The organism is Microvirga medicaginis (assembly GCF_052658925.1).
Genome location: NZ_JBQWEL010000003.1, coordinates 71,538 through 91,748 on the forward strand (window position 1 = coordinate 71,538; position 20,211 = coordinate 91,748).

The 20,211-nt window shown below is 61.2% G+C and carries 19 protein-coding genes; 15 read left to right on the forward strand and 4 right to left on the reverse strand.

All coding sequences use genetic code 11. From position 1 onward, the window contains the following. Positions 1-4 precede the first annotated feature (4 nt). The 3 genes from ACUXUR_RS05510 to ACUXUR_RS05520 all read left to right on the forward strand — a co-directional run bounded on the left by ACUXUR_RS05510 (position 5) and on the right by ACUXUR_RS05520 (position 1,611). The gene (locus ACUXUR_RS05510) at positions 5-580 is read left to right on the forward strand and encodes a cyclase dehydrase (protein WP_445501344.1); all 576 of its coding nucleotides are present in this window, start codon (positions 5-7) and stop codon (positions 578-580) included. 5 nt (positions 581-585) lie between these two features. Then, a complete protein-coding gene (locus ACUXUR_RS05515) occupies positions 586-1,035 on the forward strand; it encodes a DUF488 domain-containing protein (protein WP_445501345.1) in 450 nt (149 codons plus the stop codon). Between the two features lie 78 nt (positions 1,036-1,113). Next, positions 1,114-1,611, forward strand: coding sequence for a GAF domain-containing protein (locus tag ACUXUR_RS05520; RefSeq protein WP_445501346.1), 498 nt, complete (start codon positions 1,114-1,116; stop codon positions 1,609-1,611). 167 nt (positions 1,612-1,778) lie between these two features. Here ACUXUR_RS05520 and ACUXUR_RS05525 read toward each other — a convergent pair whose 3' ends face one another. After that, positions 1,779-3,197, reverse strand: a complete 1,419-nt coding sequence (locus ACUXUR_RS05525; protein ID WP_445501347.1) for a M10 family metallopeptidase — start codon at positions 3,195-3,197, stop codon at positions 1,779-1,781. Positions 3,198-3,707: 510 nt separating this feature from the next. Between ACUXUR_RS05525 and ACUXUR_RS05530 the strand changes: the two genes are divergently transcribed. From ACUXUR_RS05530 to ACUXUR_RS05555, 6 genes are read left to right on the forward strand one after another with little or no spacing between them, the layout of a single operon-like run. Next, on the forward strand, positions 3,708-4,358 hold the full coding sequence (locus tag ACUXUR_RS05530) for a cytochrome c3 family protein (protein WP_445501348.1): 651 nt from the start codon (positions 3,708-3,710) through the stop codon (positions 4,356-4,358). Beyond that, complete coding sequence (locus ACUXUR_RS05535) at positions 4,346-7,276, forward strand: TAT-variant-translocated molybdopterin oxidoreductase (protein ID WP_445501349.1); 2,931 nt, start codon at positions 4,346-4,348, stop codon at positions 7,274-7,276. Before ACUXUR_RS05530 ends, ACUXUR_RS05535 begins: the two co-directional genes overlap by 13 nt. A gap of 3 nt (positions 7,277-7,279) precedes the next feature. Next, complete coding sequence (nrfD, locus tag ACUXUR_RS05540; RefSeq protein ID WP_445501350.1) at positions 7,280-8,593, forward strand: NrfD/PsrC family molybdoenzyme membrane anchor subunit; 1,314 nt, start codon at positions 7,280-7,282, stop codon at positions 8,591-8,593. After that, a complete protein-coding gene (locus tag ACUXUR_RS05545) occupies positions 8,590-9,129 on the forward strand; it encodes a DUF3341 domain-containing protein (protein ID WP_445501351.1) in 540 nt (179 codons plus the stop codon). The genes nrfD and ACUXUR_RS05545 overlap by 4 nt, the downstream gene beginning before the upstream one ends. Then, positions 9,120-9,614, forward strand: coding sequence for a c-type cytochrome (locus tag ACUXUR_RS05550; RefSeq protein ID WP_445501352.1), 495 nt, complete (start codon positions 9,120-9,122; stop codon positions 9,612-9,614). The genes ACUXUR_RS05545 and ACUXUR_RS05550 overlap by 10 nt, the downstream gene beginning before the upstream one ends. After that, the gene (locus tag ACUXUR_RS05555; RefSeq protein ID WP_445501353.1) at positions 9,611-10,561 is read left to right on the forward strand and encodes a hypothetical protein; all 951 of its coding nucleotides are present in this window, start codon (positions 9,611-9,613) and stop codon (positions 10,559-10,561) included. The genes ACUXUR_RS05550 and ACUXUR_RS05555 overlap by 4 nt, the downstream gene beginning before the upstream one ends. On the opposite strand, the gene ACUXUR_RS05560 is transcribed toward ACUXUR_RS05555, so the two are convergent. Both ACUXUR_RS05560 and ACUXUR_RS05565 read right to left on the reverse strand, forming a co-directional pair. Next, a complete protein-coding gene (locus ACUXUR_RS05560) occupies positions 10,558-11,106 on the reverse strand; it encodes a c-type cytochrome (protein WP_445501354.1) in 549 nt (182 codons plus the stop codon). The genes ACUXUR_RS05555 and ACUXUR_RS05560 overlap by 4 nt on opposite strands. Next, positions 11,103-12,086, reverse strand: a complete 984-nt coding sequence (locus tag ACUXUR_RS05565) for a cytochrome c oxidase assembly protein (protein ID WP_445501355.1) — start codon at positions 12,084-12,086, stop codon at positions 11,103-11,105. Before ACUXUR_RS05565 ends, ACUXUR_RS05560 begins: the two co-directional genes overlap by 4 nt. A 150-nt stretch (positions 12,087-12,236) precedes the next feature. Between ACUXUR_RS05565 and coxB the strand changes: the two genes are divergently transcribed. Genes coxB through ACUXUR_RS05580 form a run of 3 tightly spaced genes read left to right on the forward strand, consistent with a single transcriptional unit; the run spans position 12,237 to position 16,083 of the window. Then, positions 12,237-13,160 carry a cytochrome c oxidase subunit II gene (gene coxB / locus ACUXUR_RS05570; protein WP_445501356.1) on the forward strand — a complete coding sequence of 308 codons (924 nt, stop codon included), beginning with the start codon at positions 12,237-12,239 and terminating at the stop codon, positions 13,158-13,160. Next, positions 13,157-15,724, forward strand: coding sequence for a cbb3-type cytochrome c oxidase subunit I (locus ACUXUR_RS05575; RefSeq protein WP_445501357.1), 2,568 nt, complete (start codon positions 13,157-13,159; stop codon positions 15,722-15,724). Before coxB ends, ACUXUR_RS05575 begins: the two co-directional genes overlap by 4 nt. Next, positions 15,724-16,083, forward strand: coding sequence for a hypothetical protein (locus ACUXUR_RS05580; RefSeq protein ID WP_445501358.1), 360 nt, complete (start codon positions 15,724-15,726; stop codon positions 16,081-16,083). The genes ACUXUR_RS05575 and ACUXUR_RS05580 overlap by 1 nt, the downstream gene beginning before the upstream one ends. 26 nt (positions 16,084-16,109) lie before the next feature. Here the strand turns inward: ACUXUR_RS05580 and ACUXUR_RS05585 are convergent, their stop codons facing one another. Next, positions 16,110-16,748 (reverse strand): GntR family transcriptional regulator, encoded by a 639-nt coding sequence (locus tag ACUXUR_RS05585; RefSeq protein ID WP_445501656.1) that lies wholly within the window; start codon positions 16,746-16,748, stop codon positions 16,110-16,112. A 222-nt stretch (positions 16,749-16,970) separates the two neighbouring features. On the opposite strand from ACUXUR_RS05585, the gene ACUXUR_RS05590 reads away from it, so the two are divergent. The 3 genes from ACUXUR_RS05590 to ACUXUR_RS05600 all read left to right on the forward strand — a co-directional run bounded on the left by ACUXUR_RS05590 (position 16,971) and on the right by ACUXUR_RS05600 (position 20,204). Then, entirely contained in the window at positions 16,971-18,419 is a 1,449-nt protein-coding gene (locus ACUXUR_RS05590) for a M20 family metallopeptidase (RefSeq protein ID WP_445501359.1), read from the forward strand. Positions 18,420-18,496: 77 nt separating this feature from the next. Further along, positions 18,497-19,354, forward strand: coding sequence for a transporter substrate-binding domain-containing protein (locus ACUXUR_RS05595; RefSeq protein WP_445501360.1), 858 nt, complete (start codon positions 18,497-18,499; stop codon positions 19,352-19,354). 241 nt (positions 19,355-19,595) lie between these two features. Beyond that, the gene (locus ACUXUR_RS05600) at positions 19,596-20,204 is read left to right on the forward strand and encodes an ANTAR domain-containing response regulator (protein ID WP_445501361.1); all 609 of its coding nucleotides are present in this window, start codon (positions 19,596-19,598) and stop codon (positions 20,202-20,204) included. Positions 20,205-20,211: the final 7 nt, after the last annotated feature.

Here is a 20,211-nt window from a genome sequence, read left to right on the forward strand (position 1 = left end):
CATCATGCGCTACGAAACCGAAAGAACCCGTCGGCGCGGTCATGCCGATACCGCAACGGACACGCTTGCGCGTGGCCTTGGAATCTTCTCGATTGCCCTCGGCATCGCAGAAATCGCCGCGCCTCGTGCCCTGGCGCGAGCACTCGGCATGAAAGGGCAGGAAGGACTGATTGCGGGCTATGGCCTGCGCGAGATCGCAACGGGCGTCGGCATTCTTGCGTCGAAAGATCCCACGCCCTGGATGTGGGGACGTGTGGCTGGCGACGGTCTCGATCTCGCAACGCTTGCCACGGCGCTCGAGGGCGACAACCCGAACAGGACCAATGTCGGCATCGCCATGGCGGCTGTCGCCGGTGTGACGGCGCTCGACGTCTATTGCGCGCAGACGCTCAGCCGCGAAAGCCCGCATCCGCTGCCGCCCATGCAGGACTATTCGGACCGCACCGGATTCCCGCGTGGCGTGGAGCAGTCGCGCGGTGCGGCAAGCGACTTCGAGGTGCCTCGGGACTTCCGCACACCGGAGGCCTTGAGACCTTATACACAACCCGACTTGCCACAGCACCCGATGCCGTCCATGTAAATGGAATGGCAAAGCCGCAGATTTTTACGATCGGGTACGAGGGAGCGGATGTCGACCGCTTCCTCACGACCTTGAAGGACGCAGGCATCGAAACGCTCGCGGATGTGCGCGCCGTTGCGCTCTCCCGCAAGCGCGGTTTCTCGAAATCCGCTCTCCGCGATGCGCTTGCGAACCAGGGCATCGGCTACGAGCACTTCATCAAGCTCGGAACGCCCAAGGAAGGCCGCCAGGCCGCACGGGCCGGCGACGGCGAGCTGATGCGCCGCATCTATTGCGATGAGGTTCTGGCCACGGAAGAAGCGCAGGAAGCCTTCCGGGATCTGAAAGCCTTGGCCGGCGCAAAGCCGATCTGCCTTCTCTGCTTCGAACGCGACCCCGCCAATTGCCACCGGCGCATTCTGGCGCAGCGGCTTGAGGGCTTGGGCTTCGAGACGGTTGATCTAATGGTCCTGTAAACCTTCAGCCGGGCAAGCTCGGCTTCAGCCCCGCAGGACAGACTGGACAAGCGGGGCGAGGGCTCATAAGTGAGTCCCATGTTCGAAGCCAAACCCCTTCCTTCTTCCGCCAGCAAGCGCGATCTTTATGCCTCGCTTGCTCAGCAGCTCGCCGCCCTCTTGGAGGGTGAGCCCGACGCCATTGCCAATGCGGCGAACATGTCGGCGCTGATCTATGAGATCCTCCCCGACCTGAACTGGGCTGGATTTTATTTCATGCGCGGTTCGGAGCTCGTGCTGGGGCCGTTCCAGGGCAAGGTGGCCTGCGTGCGGATCGCCATTGGCCGTGGCGTCTGCGGCGCGGCCGTGGAGCGCAAGACTTCCATCGTCGTGCCTGATGTTCATGCATTCCCAGGTCATATCGCCTGCGACAGTGCCTCCCGTTCCGAACTCGTCGTTCCTCTGATCAAGGACGGGCGGGTCATCGGCGTCCTCGACCTCGACAGCCCTCATCCTAACCGGTTCGATGAGGAGGACCGCGAGGGCTGCGAGCAGCTCGTTCAGATTTACCTCAAGGCCTCGGAGTTGCCCGCCTGAGAGCGTTTGCGCCTCTGCCATGTGGCGGGGAGTAACCACGGTGAAGCCTATTAGAGCTGCAGGCTTTCTCTTTTGAACGGCCTTTGGACGACAGCATGCATTCGGCTGAGCAGCCGTGCATGCCGTCCCTTAAGCCATGGAAGGGATAATCGTGCCGAAGCATCCCGCTAGAGATAGAAATCGCTCTTGGACATGCCCGTGAGGCCAATCATGGTCACCGCAAAATCGGCAACCTTGTCACCGTTCACATCGGCCGAGAGAACACCACTTGAAAACCTGAGCTGTCCTGCCTTTGCCGTGAACGCCGTGCTGCCGATAAACGTGAAGGCCTGATTGCCGGTGGTCAACGTGCTGGCGTCGATGCTCCGCAGATCGATGTGATCTTCGCCATGTTTGAAATCATAGATCACATCTTTCGTGAGTGCCGGAGAATCGCTCACGGTTGAAAAGATGAAAGTGTCGGCGCCGCTGCTGCCATACAGACGGTCGATGCCGGTTTGTCCAATCAGCTTGTCATTTCCGGAGCCGCCGACCAGTGCATCATTGCCGCTGTAACCGTAAAGCACATCGTTGCCAGCATTACCCTTCAGGGTGTTGTTGCCGGTATTTCCTTTGAGCGTATCACTGCCTGAGCCGCCCCATGCATTCTCGACTAGCGAGCGGGTATCGCCGTCGTAAAGAAGAGCATTGGCGATATTGCCGATGGCAAGCTTCGTTCCGTCCCATTTGAGCTTCGCACGCTGTGCCGTCGATGTGGTCGTCCAGGTTCCGGGAGCAAGATTGACCTTCACGCCTGTCGTGTATTGGGTGAAGTCATACGTGTCGGCACCGCCACCATCCCAAACAGTCTGGAAAATACGATTGCCACCGGGGACTCCCTGTCGGACGCCGTTGATCAGCAGTTCGCCGGTGATGGGGCTCCACTTGTAGATCGTGTTGCTGCTGTTGGTCGCGTAATTCGCGCCATAGAGATGCTGGATCGCGGCGATGTCGTACATCATCAGCGATTGCGCATAGCCCCAGGTCTCGTTGACGTAGCCGGACGTCAGAGAGGCGTTCACGTAGGAGCGATAACTCATGGCCGTGTACTCCATGGAATCACGGCTGAGTGGCATGATGGTCCTGCCCTCATGGGGATGTTCCAGGCCAAGCGCATGACCTGTCTCGTGAACGATCGTCAGATAAGCGTAGTTGCCCTTGCGCGGAGCGTCGTAGATTCGACTGGACTTGTTGACCCAGACATCTCCGCCGGATTCCTGTGCATTCGGAAAGTACGCCCAGGCCGTGCCGGGTTCATCCGAGCGGGCAAACCGAAGATCGGCGTGCCGATAACTCGTCTCGGTGATCGCCGTGAAAGTCAGATTGGCGACCGAGGAATAGAGCTTGAGCGCCGCACGCGCTGCCGCCTGCTGAGCGCTCAGGAACACACCGAAATTATTCAGCGACTCACTGCTGTAGGTATCGCTGTAATAAGCGGAAGAAGTCGGAAAGCTGTATGTCAGGCTGTTCGTCGCCCATTTCCGGTCACCCAGAAGAGCGTTGATATAGGTGCTGCTTGTCGTGGCGACGGACGAGGTGGAAGGCATTGGCCGGCTTAGTCTCGTTTAGAAAATGGATTGATTGGAAAGGAAATAACTTAGCAGCTGCTTCTGCTGATCTTGTTTGCAGGTGGAGACTTTCAGTGTTCCAAGGTTACTTCGAACTGCAATGTGCATACCCCATTCTTTGAAATCCTGATCGTTCCTAATGTGAAGCTCTTTAGGATTTGAGAACTTTAGCCTAAATCTTTCAGGCCAAAAAGTGAGCTAGGCCGACGTTCAACTCTTTGGACGATCTGACGCAGCGGAGACGGACACGCCTATCCACGAGCATGCGACTCCGCACCGGCAGCACTCCCCCGTGAGAGCCGCCAAAAGCTGCGGGATCACTCTGGTGGCCGTTGCCAGAGGCGATGGATCCCAAATGTTTGCCCATCCCGGTCGTGCCGATCTTGCGCGACGGTGAGGGAACGAAGCTGCGCCGAACCGATTGTGTCAACAGCGAAGCTTCGATCAGGCCAATGAGCCTGACTCAACAAAGGGTGTGCGGCACAGGCGATGGCGCAACTCTTCACACCGGCAGCAACCACTCTGTTTCGAGTGGCAATCGTGCTCATCGGCCTGGGGATCGTCGCCGCAGGCGCGACGGCCTATGTCTGGGCTCGCTCGAACGGCGCCTGGAATGTAGGCAAGCCCGCACCACAACCGGTTCCATTCCGGCACGATCTTCACAGCGGGTCCTTGAAGATCGATTGCCGCTATTGTCATTCCACGGTGGAGCGAGCGGCCGATGCCGGCATGCCGTCCGCTCAGACCTGCATGTCGTGCCATTCTCAGGTGTGGGTGGGCGCGAGCGTGCTCGATCCCGTTCGCACGAGCTTCACACTCGGACAGCCGATTGAGTGGACATCCGTTCACCGATTGCCGGACTACGCTTACTTCCACCACGCCGCCCACGTCAGCAAGGGTGTCGCCTGTGAGACGTGTCACGGCCGGGTCGATCGGATGTCCAAGACCGCGAAGACGCAGACCCTTTCTATGGGATGGTGCCTGGACTGCCATCGTGATCCGGTTCCGAATCTTCGGCCGCGGGAGGCTGTGTTCACCATGGGCTATGAAGCGCACGGCAAGGACCTGCCGGGCGATATTCGCGAGTTCTACCGGGAGGCTTCCCGGCGTCTCACAAGCTGCAACACATGTCACCGGTAGACACGATGGGTGAGGATGCGCCATTTGATCTCGATGCCTTGAGAACCCGTCTTTCAACGGAGGGCGGCCCGAGGCTTTGGCGCAGCCTTGAGGAACTGGCCGATGTGCCGGAGATGCGCCGATATATGGAGGCAGAATTCCCGGATATCGTCCAGGCCTCGTCCCTCGACCGCCGTACTCTGCTGAAGCTGATGAGTGCTTCCTTCGCTCTAGGAGGGCTCGCCGCGTGCAACAGCAGGGAGGCGGGCAGAAATGCTCCTCTTCTGTCCCAAAGCCAAAACATGCCGGGCTACACACCGGGCGTGCCGCTCACGGTCGCGACGTCCCTTCCATTGAACGGCTTTGGACGGGGCGTTCTCGTGAAGACGCAAGAAGGGCGACCCATCAAGATCGAGGGAAACCCGGTTCACCCGGCAAGCCTCGGGGCAACGGACGTGTTCGCTCAGGCCGAGATCCTGTCGCTCTACGATCCCGACAGGTCCGGTGCGCCGCTCCAGAACGGCCTCCCGAGAAGCTGGGAGGAGCTCACGAATTTCATTCGCCCCGTGCGAAACGAGCTCGTCGTGTCTGAGGGGCGGGGGCTGCATGTTCTGATGCCGCCCACGTCATCGCCGACCCTCCACAGGCTCGTTGCACAGGCACGGCAGCTCTTTCCCCTTGCCCAATGGCATGTGTTCTCACCGATCGACGACGGCAGCAGGAGAGACGCCGCCATGGAAGTGTTCGGTCGGGATGTCGATCTCGTGTACGATCTGGCACAGGCTGATGTCATCGTGACCCTTGGCGGCGATCTCTTCGCCGAGGAGCCGGGCCGTTTGCGCTATGCCGCCGATTACCAGAAACGGCGGCGGATGCAGGAGAGGGATCTTCCACGCCTCTTTGCCGTCGAGCCCCGACCGAGTCTTGTCGGAGTCCGTGCCGATGAGCGGATTGCTCTTCGCCCGCGGGAGTTCGAAGCATTCGCTCACGCCCTTGCAGCGTCTCTCGACACGAATTCTGCGCAGGCCTCGGGAGCGCATCCCTCCGTTATCCGGCTGGCGAGCGAGTTGCGCCGCGCCGGCTCTCGCAGCCTCGTCGCTGTCGGGCGTGAGCAGCCGGCGCGCGTGCATGCTCTTGCGCTTGCGATCAATGCAAGGCTGGGCGCCTTCGGCACGACGATCCGCACCATAGAACCGGTGCGCCCAACGATCGACGGGGCCAGGACACTGAATGATCTGGCGCAGGCCATCGGAGCCGGTCAGGTGTCCCATCTGGTCGTTCTCGGAAGCAACCCGGTTTACACAGCTCCGGCAGACATCGATCTAGCCGCACTCATTCGGCGTGTTCCTCTGTCGCTTCATCTCGGCCAGCATCGCGACGAGACCGCCTCTGTCTGTCACTGGCATGTTCCCGAAGCTCATCCTTTGGAGAGCTGGGGCGATCTGCGGGCCTATGATGGCACGGTGGGACTGAGGCAGCCCGCGACGATGCCGCTGAAACCAGCATTGAGTGCCGAGGAGTTTCTCGGCCTCATGGCAGGGCAGAATGTGGATGGTCGCGGCCTGGTTCAAGCGACTTGGCGTGAGGTCTGGGGAGACGGGTTCGAGGAGCGCTGGGAGCGCTCGCTCGAAGACGGCGTGATCGATGGTTCGACGCTGCCCGCCATCGACGTGCCCTTGCGATCCGACTGGCAGCCGGAGCCCGCCGCTCCGGTTCCGTCTGACGGCATCGACGTGGTGTTCGCGCCCGATCCGTCGGTATGGGACGGATCCTATGCGAACAATGGCTGGCTGCAGGAGCTGCCGAAGCCGCTGACGAAACAGGTTTGGGGCAATGCGGCGCTGATGGCTCCCGAGACGGCGGATGTCTTTGATTTGTCCTCGGGTGACGCCATCGATCTGACTGTTGACGGTCGCGTCGTGCGCGCTCCTGTCTGGGTTCTGCCCGGACATGCGCCGGGAGCCGTGACACTGGCTCTCGGCCATGGACGTCGGCAGGCGGGGCGGATCGGAAACGACATCGGGTTCGATGTCTATGCGATCCGTCCATCGCATCGGCCATGGATCGCCACGGGCGAGATCAAAGTTACCGGCGAGCGAATCCCGCTCATCTCCACGCAGCAGCACCACTCGCTTCAAGGGCACGATATCGTGCGCGTCGTGGCGCCTGGTCAAGCCGCCGCTCGGGAAACGGGAGAGCAGCCGTCTTTATATCCGGAATGGTCCTATGACGAACATGCCTGGGGCATGGCGATCGATCTTGACGCCTGCATCGGCTGCAACGCCTGTGTCATTGCGTGTCAGGCTGAAAACAACATTGCCGTCGTCGGACCGGAGGAAGTGGCGAAGGGGCGTGAGATGCACTGGCTGCGTATAGATCGCTATTACAGTGGGGAGACCGCCAACCCGAACACGTACTTCCAGCCTGTCCCCTGCATGCATTGCGAGAAGGCTCCATGCGAGGTGGTTTGCCCCGTGAACGCGACGGTGCATTCCTCCGAGGGGCTCAATGACATGGTCTATAACCGCTGCATCGGCACGAGGACCTGCTCGAACAACTGTCCCTACAAGGTGCGGCGCTTCAACTTCCTGGACTACCAGGGCACGGACTACACGGCCTCGCCCGATGCCATGAACCCGCAGCTGACGGTCCGCGACCGTGGCGTCATGGAGAAATGCACCTATTGTGTTCAGCGGATCGGTGCGGCCCGTGCCGATGCTCGCATCGAAGACAGGAGCCTGCGTGACGGAGAGGTCATGACGGCTTGCCAGCAGGCCTGCCCGACACAGGCCATTGTGTTCGGTGACGTCAATGATTCCGGCAGCGCCGTGAGCCGCCTCAAGCAAAGCCCACGCAATTACGCGCTGCTCGGCAATCTGAATACACAGCCGCGAACCACCTATCTCGCCCGCATCGAGGTGCCTAAGGAGAAGGAATAGCGGATGAGCAGCAACGCACAAGCAATCACGAGTCCGGTTGCAGAGGTTCCTCTCTCCCGTCGTTTCGGTTTGCTCTGGTGGATCGCGCTCGCGGTATCAGGCGTGTTCGTTCTGCTGCTCGGCTACACGCTGATTTCGGTCGCGATCCTGGGTGTCGGCATCTGGGGCGTCAACATTCCCTTCGTCTGGGGATTTGACCTGATCAACTACGCCTGGTGGATCGGCATCGCCAATGGGGCGAGCCTTTTCGCGGCCATTCTGGTCCTGCGTCGGCACGATCTGCGAACGGCGGTCAACCGCTTCGCGGAGGGTGTCGCATTCTTCGCCGTCATCTGCGCGGGCATTTTCCCGATCTTTCATCTTGGGCGTCCCTGGCTGTTCTATTGGACCTTTCCGTATCCTGCGACGACCCAGGTATGGCCGCAATTCCGCAGCACCCTGACATGGGATTTCTGGGCCATCAGCACCCACGTCATCGTGACAAGCCTGCTCTGGTATGTGGGATTGATCCCGGATCTCGCGACCCTGCGTGATCGCGCCCGTCGCAAGACGGTGCAGCGGATCTATGGGATCTTCGCATTAGGCTGGCGCGGATCCGTGCGGCACTGGGCCTATCACCAGCGCGCCTATCGCCTCGTTGCCATCCTCGTGCTGCCTCTGATCCTCATCATGCAGAGCACGGTGGCTTTCGAATTCGCTGTCACGCTGGTGCCCGACTGGCATGAGACGCGCCAACCGCTCCACTTCGTGGCAACCGGTCTGGCTCAGGGCTTGTCGATCGTACTGCTCGTCGCAGTGCTGCTGCGCTGGGGCCTGAGGCTCGGACGATATATCGACGAGGAGGATATCGATCTTCTCGGCAGGCTCGTTCTCGCCAGCGCCCTTGTGTCGGGCTATCTCTATTGGGATGAGTTTGTCTCTGCCGTTCTCGCTGATCCGATCACGCAGGAGGCCACCTTCAACCGCATGATCGGGGACTATGCCGGTCTTTACTGGACAGCCCTCGTCTACAGCATCCTCATCCCTCAGTTGTTCTGGTTCAGGACTGCCCGCCAGAGCACGATCGCAGGGGTATTCGTGGGATTTTCCATCGGGGTGGGCATCTGGTTCGACCGCTTCTCGATCATCGTGGGCGGGCTTCAGACGGATTACCTGCCGTCGATCGGACGAGCCTATAGCCCGACACTTTTAGAAACCGGCCTGTTCCTGGGAACCATCGGGTTGTTTGCAGCTTTCCTGCTGCTCTTCGTACGCTTCCTGCCGGTGGTCTCCATGTTCGAAACCCGCCATGACGAGCATGAGGAGAAGTCCTCATGACACAGCGTCTTTATGGCATCATGGCCGAGTTCAGGACGCCGGAAGCCTTGGTGGAAGCCGTCAAGGCCGCAAAGCGTTCCGGCTTTACGAAGCTCGATGCATTCAGTCCCTTTCCCCTCGCGGATCTCGCCAAGGAGATGGGCGTTCGCACAACTATCATCCCCTGGATCGCGCTCGTTGCAGCCTTGACAGGCGCAGGGCTGCAATATGGGTCCCAATATTGGATGAACGTCGTCGATTATCCGCTGAATGTCGGAGGTCGCCCTCTCCACCCTTGGCCCGCCTTCATTCCATCCACGCTGATTGTCGCCATTCTCTGGGCGGGTGCTGCAACCTTGCTTGGTCTGCTTCTGATCCTGCGACTGCCGCGCCTGCATCATCCGGTCTTTGCGGTGCCCGGATTCGAGCGGGCCTCGGAGGATCGGTTCTATCTCTGCATCCTGAGCGTCGATCCGCTGTTCGAGGATGCTGCAGTCCGAAGCTTCTTGGAATCGTTGTCGCCTCTGGCAGTGCAGGAGGTGCCGGCATGCGACTAGCGATCGGGTTCATCAGTCTTGCCGTGCTCGCAGGCTGCGATACCGGTACCGAGCAGCGGGATGCCGTCGCATCGACCCGCACCGTTCAACGACCGTATGTCCCCGTTCCTCCAGGAACCATTGCCAGGGGAGCGGCTGCGCAGAAAGCGGTACTCTCGCCGCCGGGGCCGCAGGTCACGCCGGATCTGGTCGCCAGAGGCGAAGAACGCTTCCGGGCCTTCTGCTCGCCCTGTCACGGCCTCAGCGGAAGAGGCGACGGAACGGTAGTTTCCAGAGGATTCCCGCCACCTCCTTCGTATCATGATGAACGTGTGAGAGCATTATCTCCTGAGCAGATCGTCACGGTGATCACTCAGGGAAAGGGGCGGATGTACTCTTATGCGGATCGCGTCCTGCCGGAGGATCGCTGGGCAATCGCCCACTATATCAAGCAGTTGCAGGCACAGACTGGTGCGCCGACGCGTCCGGGAGCGTCATCTCCATGAGCGTAACGGAGGCTCTCTATATCGTCTTCGTCGGTCTCACCGGAATTGCGATGGGCAGCCTGATCGTGCTGACGATCGGGCATCTCATGAGCGAGCACTGGCTTGCTCCGGTCCGCGCGGAACTCGAGGCGGCATCCTTGACGATGCCTCTGCTCCTCGTCCTCGGAATTCCGCCTGCCCTCGGGCTCGATCAACTCTTTCCCTGGGTCAGTGAGAGAGCCGACCTGCCGCCGCTTCGGGCCGCATTCCTGAGCCCCGGCTTCTTCCTGATGAGAAGCGCTTTCTACCTGCTGGTCTGCGCTGGAATGGCATTCTGGCTGATCCGCACCCGGCATGTGCGTCGGACAAGTGCTGTCGGTCTGGCCCTGCTGACGCCCATCGTGAGCTTTGCGGCCTACGACTGGGTGCTGTCGCGCGAGCCGCATTGGTGGTCGAGCCTGTTCGGCTTTGCTTTCGGGCTCGCCCAGGCTCTTGCTGCTTTGGCTGGCGCCATCCTCGTGAATTTTCTCAAGCCTGCTCCTGCCTCTCCAACGCGCATGGCGAGCCTGGAGCGTGCGCTGCTGACACTGGCTCTTCTGACGGTCTGGACGTGGTTTGCGCAGTTCATCATCGTCTGGCTCGCCAACCTGCCGCTAGCCGCAGGGTGGTATTTGAGACGCTCCGATCCCTGGGACCAAGGACTTCTGACGGCTTCCTATCTGTTGATGCTGGGTGCAATCGTGGTGCTGGTCCCCTCCGGCGTGAGCCGGGCCGCCATGATCGGGGGAAGTGCGCTGGCGCTCCTGTATCATGGCACCCATACGCTCTGGATCCTCCAGCCGAAGGGGATTTCCTCTTGGGCAGAGATAGGCCTCATCCTCGGCACGATCTGTCTCTGGGTCGCGGCTTTCATCGCGGTGATGAGAGTACGCCCGAGTTACGCCGAGGAAGCATCGGCTGATCCCTAGGGGCTTAACTGGGGAGCTGGATCCTGATCCGGCACGATGCGTCGCGTGCGTGGGTCCGTCTCCGAGGTGGGATTCACCGTCGAGCCGGGGATCTCGACTGTTCTCTCTCCGGGGCCGCGAAGCGGAAGGGGAGGATCGTCTGGATAGATCTGCAAGTCGCCGCCCCCCAACGAATAGAGATAGGCGGCGATGTGCCGGGCCTCGGCCTCCGTCACGCCCTGCGATGGCATTCCAGTCTGCGGCTTCAGGGCCACCGGGTCCATCAGCCATGCGATCAGATTGCGCGGCGTGTTCGGCAAGAAGCCTGCGAGGAGGTGCTGTTGTGCATAATCTTCAAGCTGCGGCCCGACCTTGCCCCGCGCGCCCCGGATGCCGCCGATCGTATGGCATGTGCCGCAGCCGTAAGCACGGACCAGCGCGCGTCCCTGCTCGGGATCTCCGCCTGCAATATGCACGTTTGCGGATCGCTCTTGCGTGTCGCTGCATGCACTCAGTCCTGCGAAGGCGGGAACGATCAACAATCGGGTGAGGGCGTGCCTGATCATGAGCTCTGTTTCAGGAGGTCCGATGGGGCAACCGGCAGCGGGCTCCTCCGTTCCCGGCCTGGAGGCGTCAGAAGGCGAAGCGCCATGACCAATCCGGAGACGAGATAGATCGCACACATGGGAAGGGACATGATGGCGCCTGCCAGTTGTTGATCCTCCAGAGCTGTCAGGCCCCAATCGCCCGGATCAGGCGTGTGATACAGAGCCTCGCGCGCGAAGCTGAGGAGAGCGCTCAACAGGCCGCTCTGCAGCAAGGTGATGAAGCAGGCGATGAGTGCCGCCGCCGCCGCCTCGCGTCCCGAATGGGCCTTGATGACGGCGCGCCAGAACAGGAGCGCCGTGCCGAAGAACAGAGCATGCTCCAGCCAGTGAAGCCGGTCGGAGGCAACGGCGGCATCGAAGAGTGCCGGACTGTGCCAGATCCACAGGGTTGCCATATGGATCAGGGCTGCCGGGATCGGTTTTGCGCAGGGCGACAGGAACGACAGGATTGATCGCGCTCCGCGATTGCGCGCCATTGCGCGCCGCCATTCTTCCGGAAGCGCCCAGAGCCAGGCGACCTCCGGCTTGCCGAGAACGAGAAGCGGGGGCGCCACGGCGATCAGCAGGATATGCTGGACCATATGGGCCGACAGGAGAGGCTGGGAGAGGCTTTCCAGCGGGGATAGAAGGGCAAAGGCCAGCAATGCCGTTCCTGCGGCGAAGCAAAGAATCTGGCCCATGCCGAAACCTGGCAGAAGCCGTCCGAGGCTTCCTCGCAATCGCCATACGCCACAGGCAAACAGCAGGCTTGAGGCGATGAGAGGGATCGTGACCAAAGGATCGGTCTGCCAGGAATGCCAGAGGTCTTCGGGGCCATGGGGCGCCGCACCGTGAGCAAGGACAGGCTCGATAGGCAGGAGAGTGGCCAGGACAGCAGAGAGGCTGAAAGCTGCCTTCGTAAGCCTGCGGCAGGATGTTTCGAGGGAACCAAGTCTCACGGCCAAGCTTTTCCGTTCGATGCACGCAAGACCCATGTAGGGCGGATGGACCTTGAAGCGACATGGTATTGTCTTCATGCGCAACTGCGCAGCTCTGCGAAGAATGCGGCAGCCCTTGTCTGCGCGCTTTCTCTCACTGGGTGCAGCGGCATGCAATCGGCTCTTGATCCAGCCGGAGGCGACGCATTCAGGATCTATTGGCTCACCATCACCATGACGGTGGGCGGCATCCTCATCTTCTTCAGTGTTACAAGTCTTCTGCTCTACGCGATCTTCGCTCCACACGAGAGCCGGGCATGGTTGGGGAGCCGCAGAACGATCATCTATGGCGGGCTTGCCTTTCCGATCATCACTCTCTCCGCGCTTCTGCCTTATGGACTCGTCGTCATGCGGGACAGCGACGTCCCAAAAGCGGGTTCACTCCCGATCGAGGTGATCGGTGAGCAATATTGGTGGCGGGTCCGCTATCCTGCGGACGGTGATCAGGTGGAGTTTTCGACCGCCAATGAAATCATTGTTCCTGTCGGTCGCCCCGTCGCCGTGTCGGTCACGGCGGCCGATGTGATTCATAGCTTCTGGATCCCGAATTTCGGCGGCAAGATCGACATGATCCCGGGCCGCATCAACCGCCTCAACTTCACGGCCGAGCGGACCGGCATCTATCGCGGCGTCTGCGCCGAGTTCTGCGGCGACCAGCATGCCCGCATGGCCTTTGACGTGATTGCACTGGAACCGGCCGCCTTCGAGGCTTGGCGGACAGAGCAGGCGAAGCCGGCCCAGGAGCCGGCAACTCCCTGGCTCACACGCGGGCGCGAACTGTTTCGCGCGGGCGGATGCGGATCCTGCCATGCGGTGCGCGGCACCGAAGCCAACGGGCAGTTCGGCCCCGATCTGACCCATGTGAGCAGCCGCCGCACGATCGGTGCAGGTCAGTTCCCGAACAATATCGGCACATTGGCTGGTTGGATCGCCAACACGCAGCACATCAAGCCGGGAGTGCGCATGCCTTCCTATGGCTCCTTGACGGGCGAGGATCTGAGGGCCTTGGCCGGCTATCTGGAGAGCTTGAGATGAATGCACCCGAGCGCCCCGGATCCTTCGGTGAACAGGAGCCTGAGCTTCCCAATTCCTTGCCGCGTCCGAAGGGAGAGTTCGAGGCGCTTAAAAAAGCCTGGGAGCCGCCGCGAGGCTTAAGCTTCATCACGGCCGTGAACAACACCTATGTCGGTGTCTGGTATGTCGGCACGGCTTTTCTGTTTTTTATCCTTGCCGGAATTCTGGCGCTGATCATGCGCGCCCAGCTGGCGGTGCCGGAAAACGATCTCGTCGGCCACGATCTCTACAATCAGCTCTTCACCATGCATGGCACGGTGATGATGTTCCTCTTCGCCGTTCCGGCAGTGGAGGCGGCCAGCGTCTATCTGCTGCCGAACATGCAGGCCGCGCGCGACCTGCCGTTCCCGCGCCTCTCGGCCTATGCGTTCTGGGCGTATTTTGTCGGCGGCCTCGTGTTCTTCGGCACGATCTTCTTCGGCCTGTCGCCGAACGGCGGCTGGTTCATGTATCCGCCGCTGACAGGGACGAAATACTCGCCTGCGGAGAATGCCGACTGGTGGCTTCTCGGAATCGGCTTCATCGAGATTTCAGCCATTGCCGGCGCGATCGAGATCATCGTGGGCGTGATGAAGACGCGTGCGGTCGGAATGAGCCTCGACAAGCTGCCGGTCTATTCCTGGGCCATGCTGGTCTTTGCCGTCATGATCGTGATCGGCTTTCCGGCCATCATCCTCGGCACATTGCTGCTCGAGATGGAACGTGCCTTCGACTGGCCGTTCTTCATTGCGGAAAGGGGCGGGGATCCGCTCCTGTGGCAGCACCTGTTCTGGTTCTTCGGCCATCCGGAGGTCTACATCATCTTCCTGCCCGCAACCGGCATGGTGTCGATGATCGTACCGACGATGGCGCAGACGCCTCTCGTCGGATATCGCCTCATCGTGCTCGCCCTCATCGCCACGGGTTTTCTCTCCTTCGGGCTGTGGGTGCATCACATGTTTGCGACGGGCCTGCCGAAGATGTCCTTGAGCTTCTTCTCGGCGGCCAGCACGGCGGTCGCGGTGCCGAGCGGTATCCAGGTCTTCGCCTGGATCGCCACCATCGCATCCGGGCGCATGAAGCTGACGACTCCGTCGCTCTTCATTATCGGTTTCCTGTTCGTCTTCACGCTCGGGGGCCTCACCGGCATCATGGTGGCGATGGCCCCCTTCGACTGGCAGGCGCATGACAGCTACTTCGTCGTGGCGCACCTTCATTATGTGCTGATCGGCGGCATGGTCTTCCCGCTCTTCGCAGCCTTCTATTATTGGGTGCCTGCCGCGAGCAAGCGCGCTTTATCCGAGCGGCTTGGACGCTGGGTCTTCGGCCTCATGTTCCTCGGCATGAACGTGACCTTCCTGCCGATGCACATTACCGGCCTCACCGGCATGCCGCGGCGCGTCTATACGTATCCTGTCGAGCTGGGATGGGACGCGCTCAATCTCGTCGCCACCATCGGCGCTTTCATGATCGCGGCCGGTGTCGCGGTCTTCCTGTTCGACCTCGCGCGCAACTTCCGCTTCACGTTGGAAGACAATGCGGGCAACGTCTGGAACGCCAGCACGCTCGAGTGGCTGCCGAACGGAACCTACAACACGCGAAGCATTCCCTCCGTCGTCAGCCGCGATCCCCTCTGGGACCAATCCAGCCTGTCGAAAGACGTGGAGGATGGCCGCTATTATCTGCCCGGAACCGCGACAGGAGGGCGCGAGGCGTTGGTGACAAGCCCCTTCGATGCGAGACCGCAATATATCCTGCAAGTTCCGGGTCCAGGCTGGCAGCCGATTCTGGCCGCCGTGTTCACGGCCGCTTTCTTCCTGCTTCTGACGGTGAAGTTCGTTTTCACATCAGTCATCTGCGGCGTGCTGGCAGTGGGTTGCGTGATCTGGTGGCTCTGGGAAACGGATCCGGGTCCGGTTCGCCCGCCTGCGGATATCGGTGGCGGCATCGTGGTGCCTGTCTACGTCACCGGACCGATGAATCACTCCTGGTGGGCGATGATCGTCCTCATGGTCGTCTCAGGAATGGTCTTCACCTGCCTGATCTTCTCCTATCTTTTTCTCTGGCTCGTGAACCCGGGTGCGTGGCCGCCGCAAGGCGTCCGGATTCCCGATTGGCTCTGGCCTTCTCTCTCGGCATTGCTCTACTGCATCAGCGCGGTCCTGATTGCCGTCGCCAGCCGGCAGCTGCGCGGCGCTGACCGTCGGCGTCCGCGCTCTGTGCCAGTTCTGATCGGAGTGGCGCTTCTGCTCGTGTGCACTGCTGTCGCCGTTGACCTCTGGACGCAGTGGGGAACGGGTTCAAGCCCTTCGGCCCATGCCTATGGCGCAGCGGTCTACGCCATCATCTCCCTGCAGATCTTCTTCGTCCTAACGACCTTCGTCATGGGGATCTACACCATTGCCCGCTGGCTTGCCGGCAGGCTCGACAGCGTGCGCCGCACGACCTTCGATAACACCATGCTGTTCTGGTACTACACGGTAGGGCAGGGTCTGGTCGCTCTCCTCGTGGTCCACGGCTTCCCGCGTCTGACGGGAGGGATCTGATGAGCGGGCGGCGGACAGGTCAGGTTCTTCTGATGCTGGCCGGTCTCATCGCATGGGCCGTTCAGTTTACCGTCATCTATGGAGTGACATCGACCCTGTGCGGACGCGGATGGGCGGATGCGACGGTTCTCGGCTTCGGGATCGTTCCGATGGCGATCCTGTCAGCGACTCTCGTCACGTTCGCAGCAACGGCGATTGCTCTCGTCTGGTCTATCCAAAGCCACCGACAGTCGGGGGAACAATCGGTCGCGATGACGGATCGCTTCATGAGCCATGTCGCAATCCTGATCAACGGCCTCTCGCTTGTCGTGATCCTTTGGCATGGAATCTCGGCCTTCATTCTCCCGGCCTGTGCCTAGGGCATCGGACTCGTGACCGTGCTCTGTTACACCCGCTGAGGTTGGCGAATGTGCAGAGCAATGATTTCTTTCAATCGCAGTGCATCCCCGGCCGAGAGCGCCTCGATCATCGCATGATGCTCCCGGCTCGACTGCTCGACGCGTGCTCGTGTGCTCCATTGCCCGGCCAATGCCGACGACGTTCGTCCGCGCAGTTCCGTCACGAGGTTCAGGAGTTCGGGGTTCGAGCATAGGCCGAGGAGTTCACGGTGGAAGGCAAGGTTGGCTTCGTACTGATCCAGGACCGTCCCGTTGAGAATTGCATCATCGAAGTGTCGCGCGAGATCGCGGAGGCGCTTGATTGCGGCAGGGGTCGCACGGGTCACGATGCTGTCGACGGCTGCCGTTTCAAGGATGACGCGGAGTTCCAGAATGTGGGCGGTCTGTTCCCCATCCGGCAGGAAAACATGGTACCCGCGATTGGGCACATGCTGCACTAGGCGCTTCTGGGCGAGATAGTCCAGAGCTCGCCGGACATCGGGGCGGCCGTATCCATAGCGCTGTTCAAGATCGATCTGCTTCAGCCACATGCCCGGCGCGAAGACCCCGGAGCGCACATCGCGTGCGATCAGATCGGCAAGGATCATCCAATCCTTCTTCAGCGGTGCGTCCGTCCCTATGTCCATCGCTGCCATTCTGTCCTTTTCCGAAGGCTCTTCTCCCAAGCCTTGCCTGATCCTTAGGCACAGCTCAAGCCGGTCGCAAAATTGATCGGCAGATGCCCTCTTGCGCCGTTTCTCCCGGCATGCATCATATTGGTACCAATTTTGGCAAATATTCTCTACCCCGGTTTCGGGCCAGATCGGCTTCAGACCCGGGGTGCCATGCCGCGCATCGGAGGTCGGACCTTGTCTGCAAAGAATTCCCCGGACATCTGGAATCTGGTTGAGGCCAAGCGTGAGACGTTCTTCGCTCTCAGCGACCGCATCTGGGAGATGCCCGAGCTGAATTATGAAGAATTCCGCTCGGTTGCCGAGCATGCAGCCATTCTGGAGCAGCAGGGTTTCCGGGTAACGCACGGCGTGGCGGATATTCCGACCGCCGTCATGGGAGAGGCGGGCGAGGGCGGTCCGGTCATCGCGATTCTGGGCGAGTACGATGCCCTGCCGGGCCTGAGCCAGGAGGCCGGAATTGCTGAGCAGAGGCCGGTCGTCCCAGGCGGAAACGGTCATGGCTGCGGGCACAACCTGCTCGGCAGCGGAGCGCTCATGGCTGCGACTGCGGTGAAGGACTATCTGGAAGCCCACGGCCTGAAGGGCCGCGTTCGCTATTATGGCTGCCCGGCCGAAGAAGGCGGTTCCTCCAAGGGCTTCATGGTCCGGGCCGGCGTCTTCGACGACGTCGATATCGCGATCTCCTGGCATCCGGCGCCTTTTGCAGGTGTCAACAATCCGATTTCTCTCGCCTGCAACGAGATCAATTTCCACTTCACGGGCCGTGCCTCTCACGCGGCGGCCTCGCCTCATCTCGGCCGGAGCGCACTCGACGCGGTCGAGCTCATGAACGTGGGTGTGAACTACATGCGTGAGCATATGCCGAGCACGGCCCGCATTCACTATGCCGTCACGGATACGGGCGGTTCGGCCCCGAATGTGGTGCAGGCCAATGCAACGGTGCGCTACCTGATCCGCGCCCGCGACCTGCCAGAGATGCAAGGGCTGCTCCGGCGTGTGAAGAAGATCGCCGAAGGTGCCGCGCTCATGACCGAGACGAGTGTGCGCAGCGAGATCGTCAGCGGTGACGCGAACCTGGTCGGCAACACGCCGCTCGAGCAGTTGATGCATCGGAACCTGGAGAGGCTTGGACCTCCGGTCTTCGACGAGCAGGACAGGGCCTTCGCAGCGAAGATCCAGGAAACATTGACGGACGAGGACATCAAATCCTCCTTCGCCCGCTTCGGGCTGAAGCCCCGGATGGGCGTCCCGCTCTGCGATACGATTTTCCCGCCCGAGAGCGGGGATGGAACGCTCGTGGGCTCCACCGATGTCGGCACCGTCAGCTGGGTGGTTCCCACCGTGCAGATGCGCGGAGCGACCTACGCCATCGGGACGCCGGGCCATTCCTGGCAGCTCGTGGCACAAGGAAAGGCTCCTGCGGCCCATAAGGGCATGGAACATGCCGCCAAGGTCATGGCCGGCACGGCTGTCGATCTCTTCCGCGATCCGGCTCTGATCGAAGCGGCCAAAGCCGATTTCCGTGACCGGCTGGCCGGGACACCTTTCGTCAATCCGATCCCGGATGATGTCGATCCGCCGATCCCGACGAAGGCCCGCCGGGCTGAATCCGTCGCACCTTGAGAACCCCATCTCCACTTGAACCCACCAGCCTTGAGCGTGATGGGCGCTCATCAACAACGATCAACAGAGGGAAATCTATGAAGACCATCAGCAAGATCCTGGCACTCGCGGTCGCCGGTGCGACGCTCGCACTCGGACCGGTTGCGACGGCGCAGGAAAAGACCTGGACGAAAGTGCGCATTGCGACGGAAGGGGCATTCGCCCCATGGAACTTCACCAAGACGGACGGCACGCTCGATGGCTTCGAGATTGAACTGTACCAGGATCTCTGCAAGCGCATGAAGGTCGAGTGCACGATCGAGGCGCAGTCCTTCGACGGCATGATCCCCGCGCTGAACGCCGGCAAGTTCGACGCGATCATGGCCGGCATGTCGGCGACCGCCAAGCGTGAGGAGGTGATGGCCTTCACCCAATCCTATGGCACCACGGGCCAGACCTTCGCGGTGCTGAAGTCGAGCCCTCTCGTCAACCTGCCTGACAAAGAACAGGTGTTCTCGCTCGCGACAAACGAGGCTGGCGCCGCTGCAGAAATCGAGAAGCTGAAGCCGTACCTGAAGGGCAAGACCATCGGCGTGCAGGGCTCGTCGATTGCCGCGAACTTCCTCGACAAGTACCTGAAGGATACCGCCGAGATCCGCGAGTACAAGACCACGGAGCAGCACGACCTCGATCTGACGGCCGGCCGCATCGACATCATCATGGCATCGACGGCCTACCTGACCGGCGCGGCGGGGAAGCCCGAGAATGAGCAGATGACTCTCGCAGGTCCCCGCTTCCAGGGCGGCATGCTCGGTCGTGGCAGCTCGGTCGGCCTGCGCAAAAGCGACCCGGAGCTGAAGGCGATGTTCGACAAGGCCATCACGGAAGCGAAGGCTGACGGCACGATCGAGAAGCTTTCGAAGAAGTATTTCGGCTTCGACATCACCCCGCGCTGACAATCCGGCATCACCAACCCTGGCAGGAAGCCTGAGCGTTTCGTCACGGCGTCGGAGCCACCGCTCCGATGCCGTGCTGCGTTTCCGAGCGCGACACGCGGAGATGAGTCGGTCAGTTCGCAGGAAATGCCTAAAATTTGAGCAGAAGGTTCTCAGGCCCTCGGATCCTCCTGCGGACAACTTTGGCCTGAAACTTGCTTGATGCTTCCTTCGAGGATCGGCATCGAGAGCTCCCACCACCTTGACGAAAGATCATCACACAGGTCAGCGGCCCCTTCGCGTTGCGATCATCGAGGAGAATAGCATCAGGGCCGCTATTCTGCTTGACGGCCTGCGGGATGCCGGAGTCGTCGACGTGGAAGTCATCGACACGATGACCCACATGCTGCGCCGGCTGAGCACCATCGATCCGGACGTGATCATCATCGGGATCGAGAATCCCAGCCGCGACGTGCTCGAGCAGATGTTCCAGGTTTCCAAACTCGTCTCCCGTCCGGTGGCCATGTTCGTGGACCGCTCCGACGACGGCATGATCCAGGCCGCCGTCGAAGCGGGCGTGTCCGCCTATGTCGTCGACGGACTACGCAAGGAGCGGGTGAAGGCCATCGTGGACATGGCGGTCAGCCGGTTCAACGCATTCGACCGCCTGCAGCGTGAGTTGATGGCGGCACGAAACGAACTCGCGTCCCGCAAGATCATCGAGCGTGCCAAGGGAATTCTCATGAGAACCCGGCAGCTCTCGGAGGAGGAAGCCTATGCGCTTCTTCGACAAACGGCCATGAACGAAAAAAGAAAGCTCGTCGACATTGCGCAGAGCGTCGTCACGGCGGCTTCGCTTCTGGAGAAATAGTCGCGTG

Coding starts and splice junctions, on each gene's coding strand:
- ACUXUR_RS05510 (WP_445501344.1), top strand. CDS start 5: ATGCGCTACGAAACCGAAAGAACCCGTCGGCGCGGTCATGCCGATACC.
- ACUXUR_RS05515 (WP_445501345.1), top strand. CDS start 586: ATGGCAAAGCCGCAGATTTTTACGATCGGGTACGAGGGAGCGGATGTC.
- ACUXUR_RS05520 (WP_445501346.1), top strand. CDS start 1,114: ATGTTCGAAGCCAAACCCCTTCCTTCTTCCGCCAGCAAGCGCGATCTT.
- ACUXUR_RS05525 (WP_445501347.1), bottom strand. CDS start 3,197: ATGCCTTCCACCTCGTCCGTCGCCACGACAAGCAGCACCTATATCAAC.
- ACUXUR_RS05530 (WP_445501348.1), top strand. CDS start 3,708: ATGGCGCAACTCTTCACACCGGCAGCAACCACTCTGTTTCGAGTGGCA.
- ACUXUR_RS05535 (WP_445501349.1), top strand. CDS start 4,346: ATGTCACCGGTAGACACGATGGGTGAGGATGCGCCATTTGATCTCGAT.
- nrfD (WP_445501350.1), top strand. CDS start 7,280: ATGAGCAGCAACGCACAAGCAATCACGAGTCCGGTTGCAGAGGTTCCT.
- ACUXUR_RS05545 (WP_445501351.1), top strand. CDS start 8,590: ATGACACAGCGTCTTTATGGCATCATGGCCGAGTTCAGGACGCCGGAA.
- ACUXUR_RS05550 (WP_445501352.1), top strand. CDS start 9,120: ATGCGACTAGCGATCGGGTTCATCAGTCTTGCCGTGCTCGCAGGCTGC.
- ACUXUR_RS05555 (WP_445501353.1), top strand. CDS start 9,611: ATGAGCGTAACGGAGGCTCTCTATATCGTCTTCGTCGGTCTCACCGGA.
- ACUXUR_RS05560 (WP_445501354.1), bottom strand. CDS start 11,106: ATGATCAGGCACGCCCTCACCCGATTGTTGATCGTTCCCGCCTTCGCA.
- coxB (WP_445501356.1), top strand. CDS start 12,237: ATGCAATCGGCTCTTGATCCAGCCGGAGGCGACGCATTCAGGATCTAT.
- ACUXUR_RS05575 (WP_445501357.1), top strand. CDS start 13,157: ATGAATGCACCCGAGCGCCCCGGATCCTTCGGTGAACAGGAGCCTGAG.
- ACUXUR_RS05580 (WP_445501358.1), top strand. CDS start 15,724: ATGAGCGGGCGGCGGACAGGTCAGGTTCTTCTGATGCTGGCCGGTCTC.
- ACUXUR_RS05585 (WP_445501656.1), bottom strand. CDS start 16,748: ATGGACATAGGGACGGACGCACCGCTGAAGAAGGATTGGATGATCCTT.
- ACUXUR_RS05595 (WP_445501360.1), top strand. CDS start 18,497: ATGAAGACCATCAGCAAGATCCTGGCACTCGCGGTCGCCGGTGCGACG.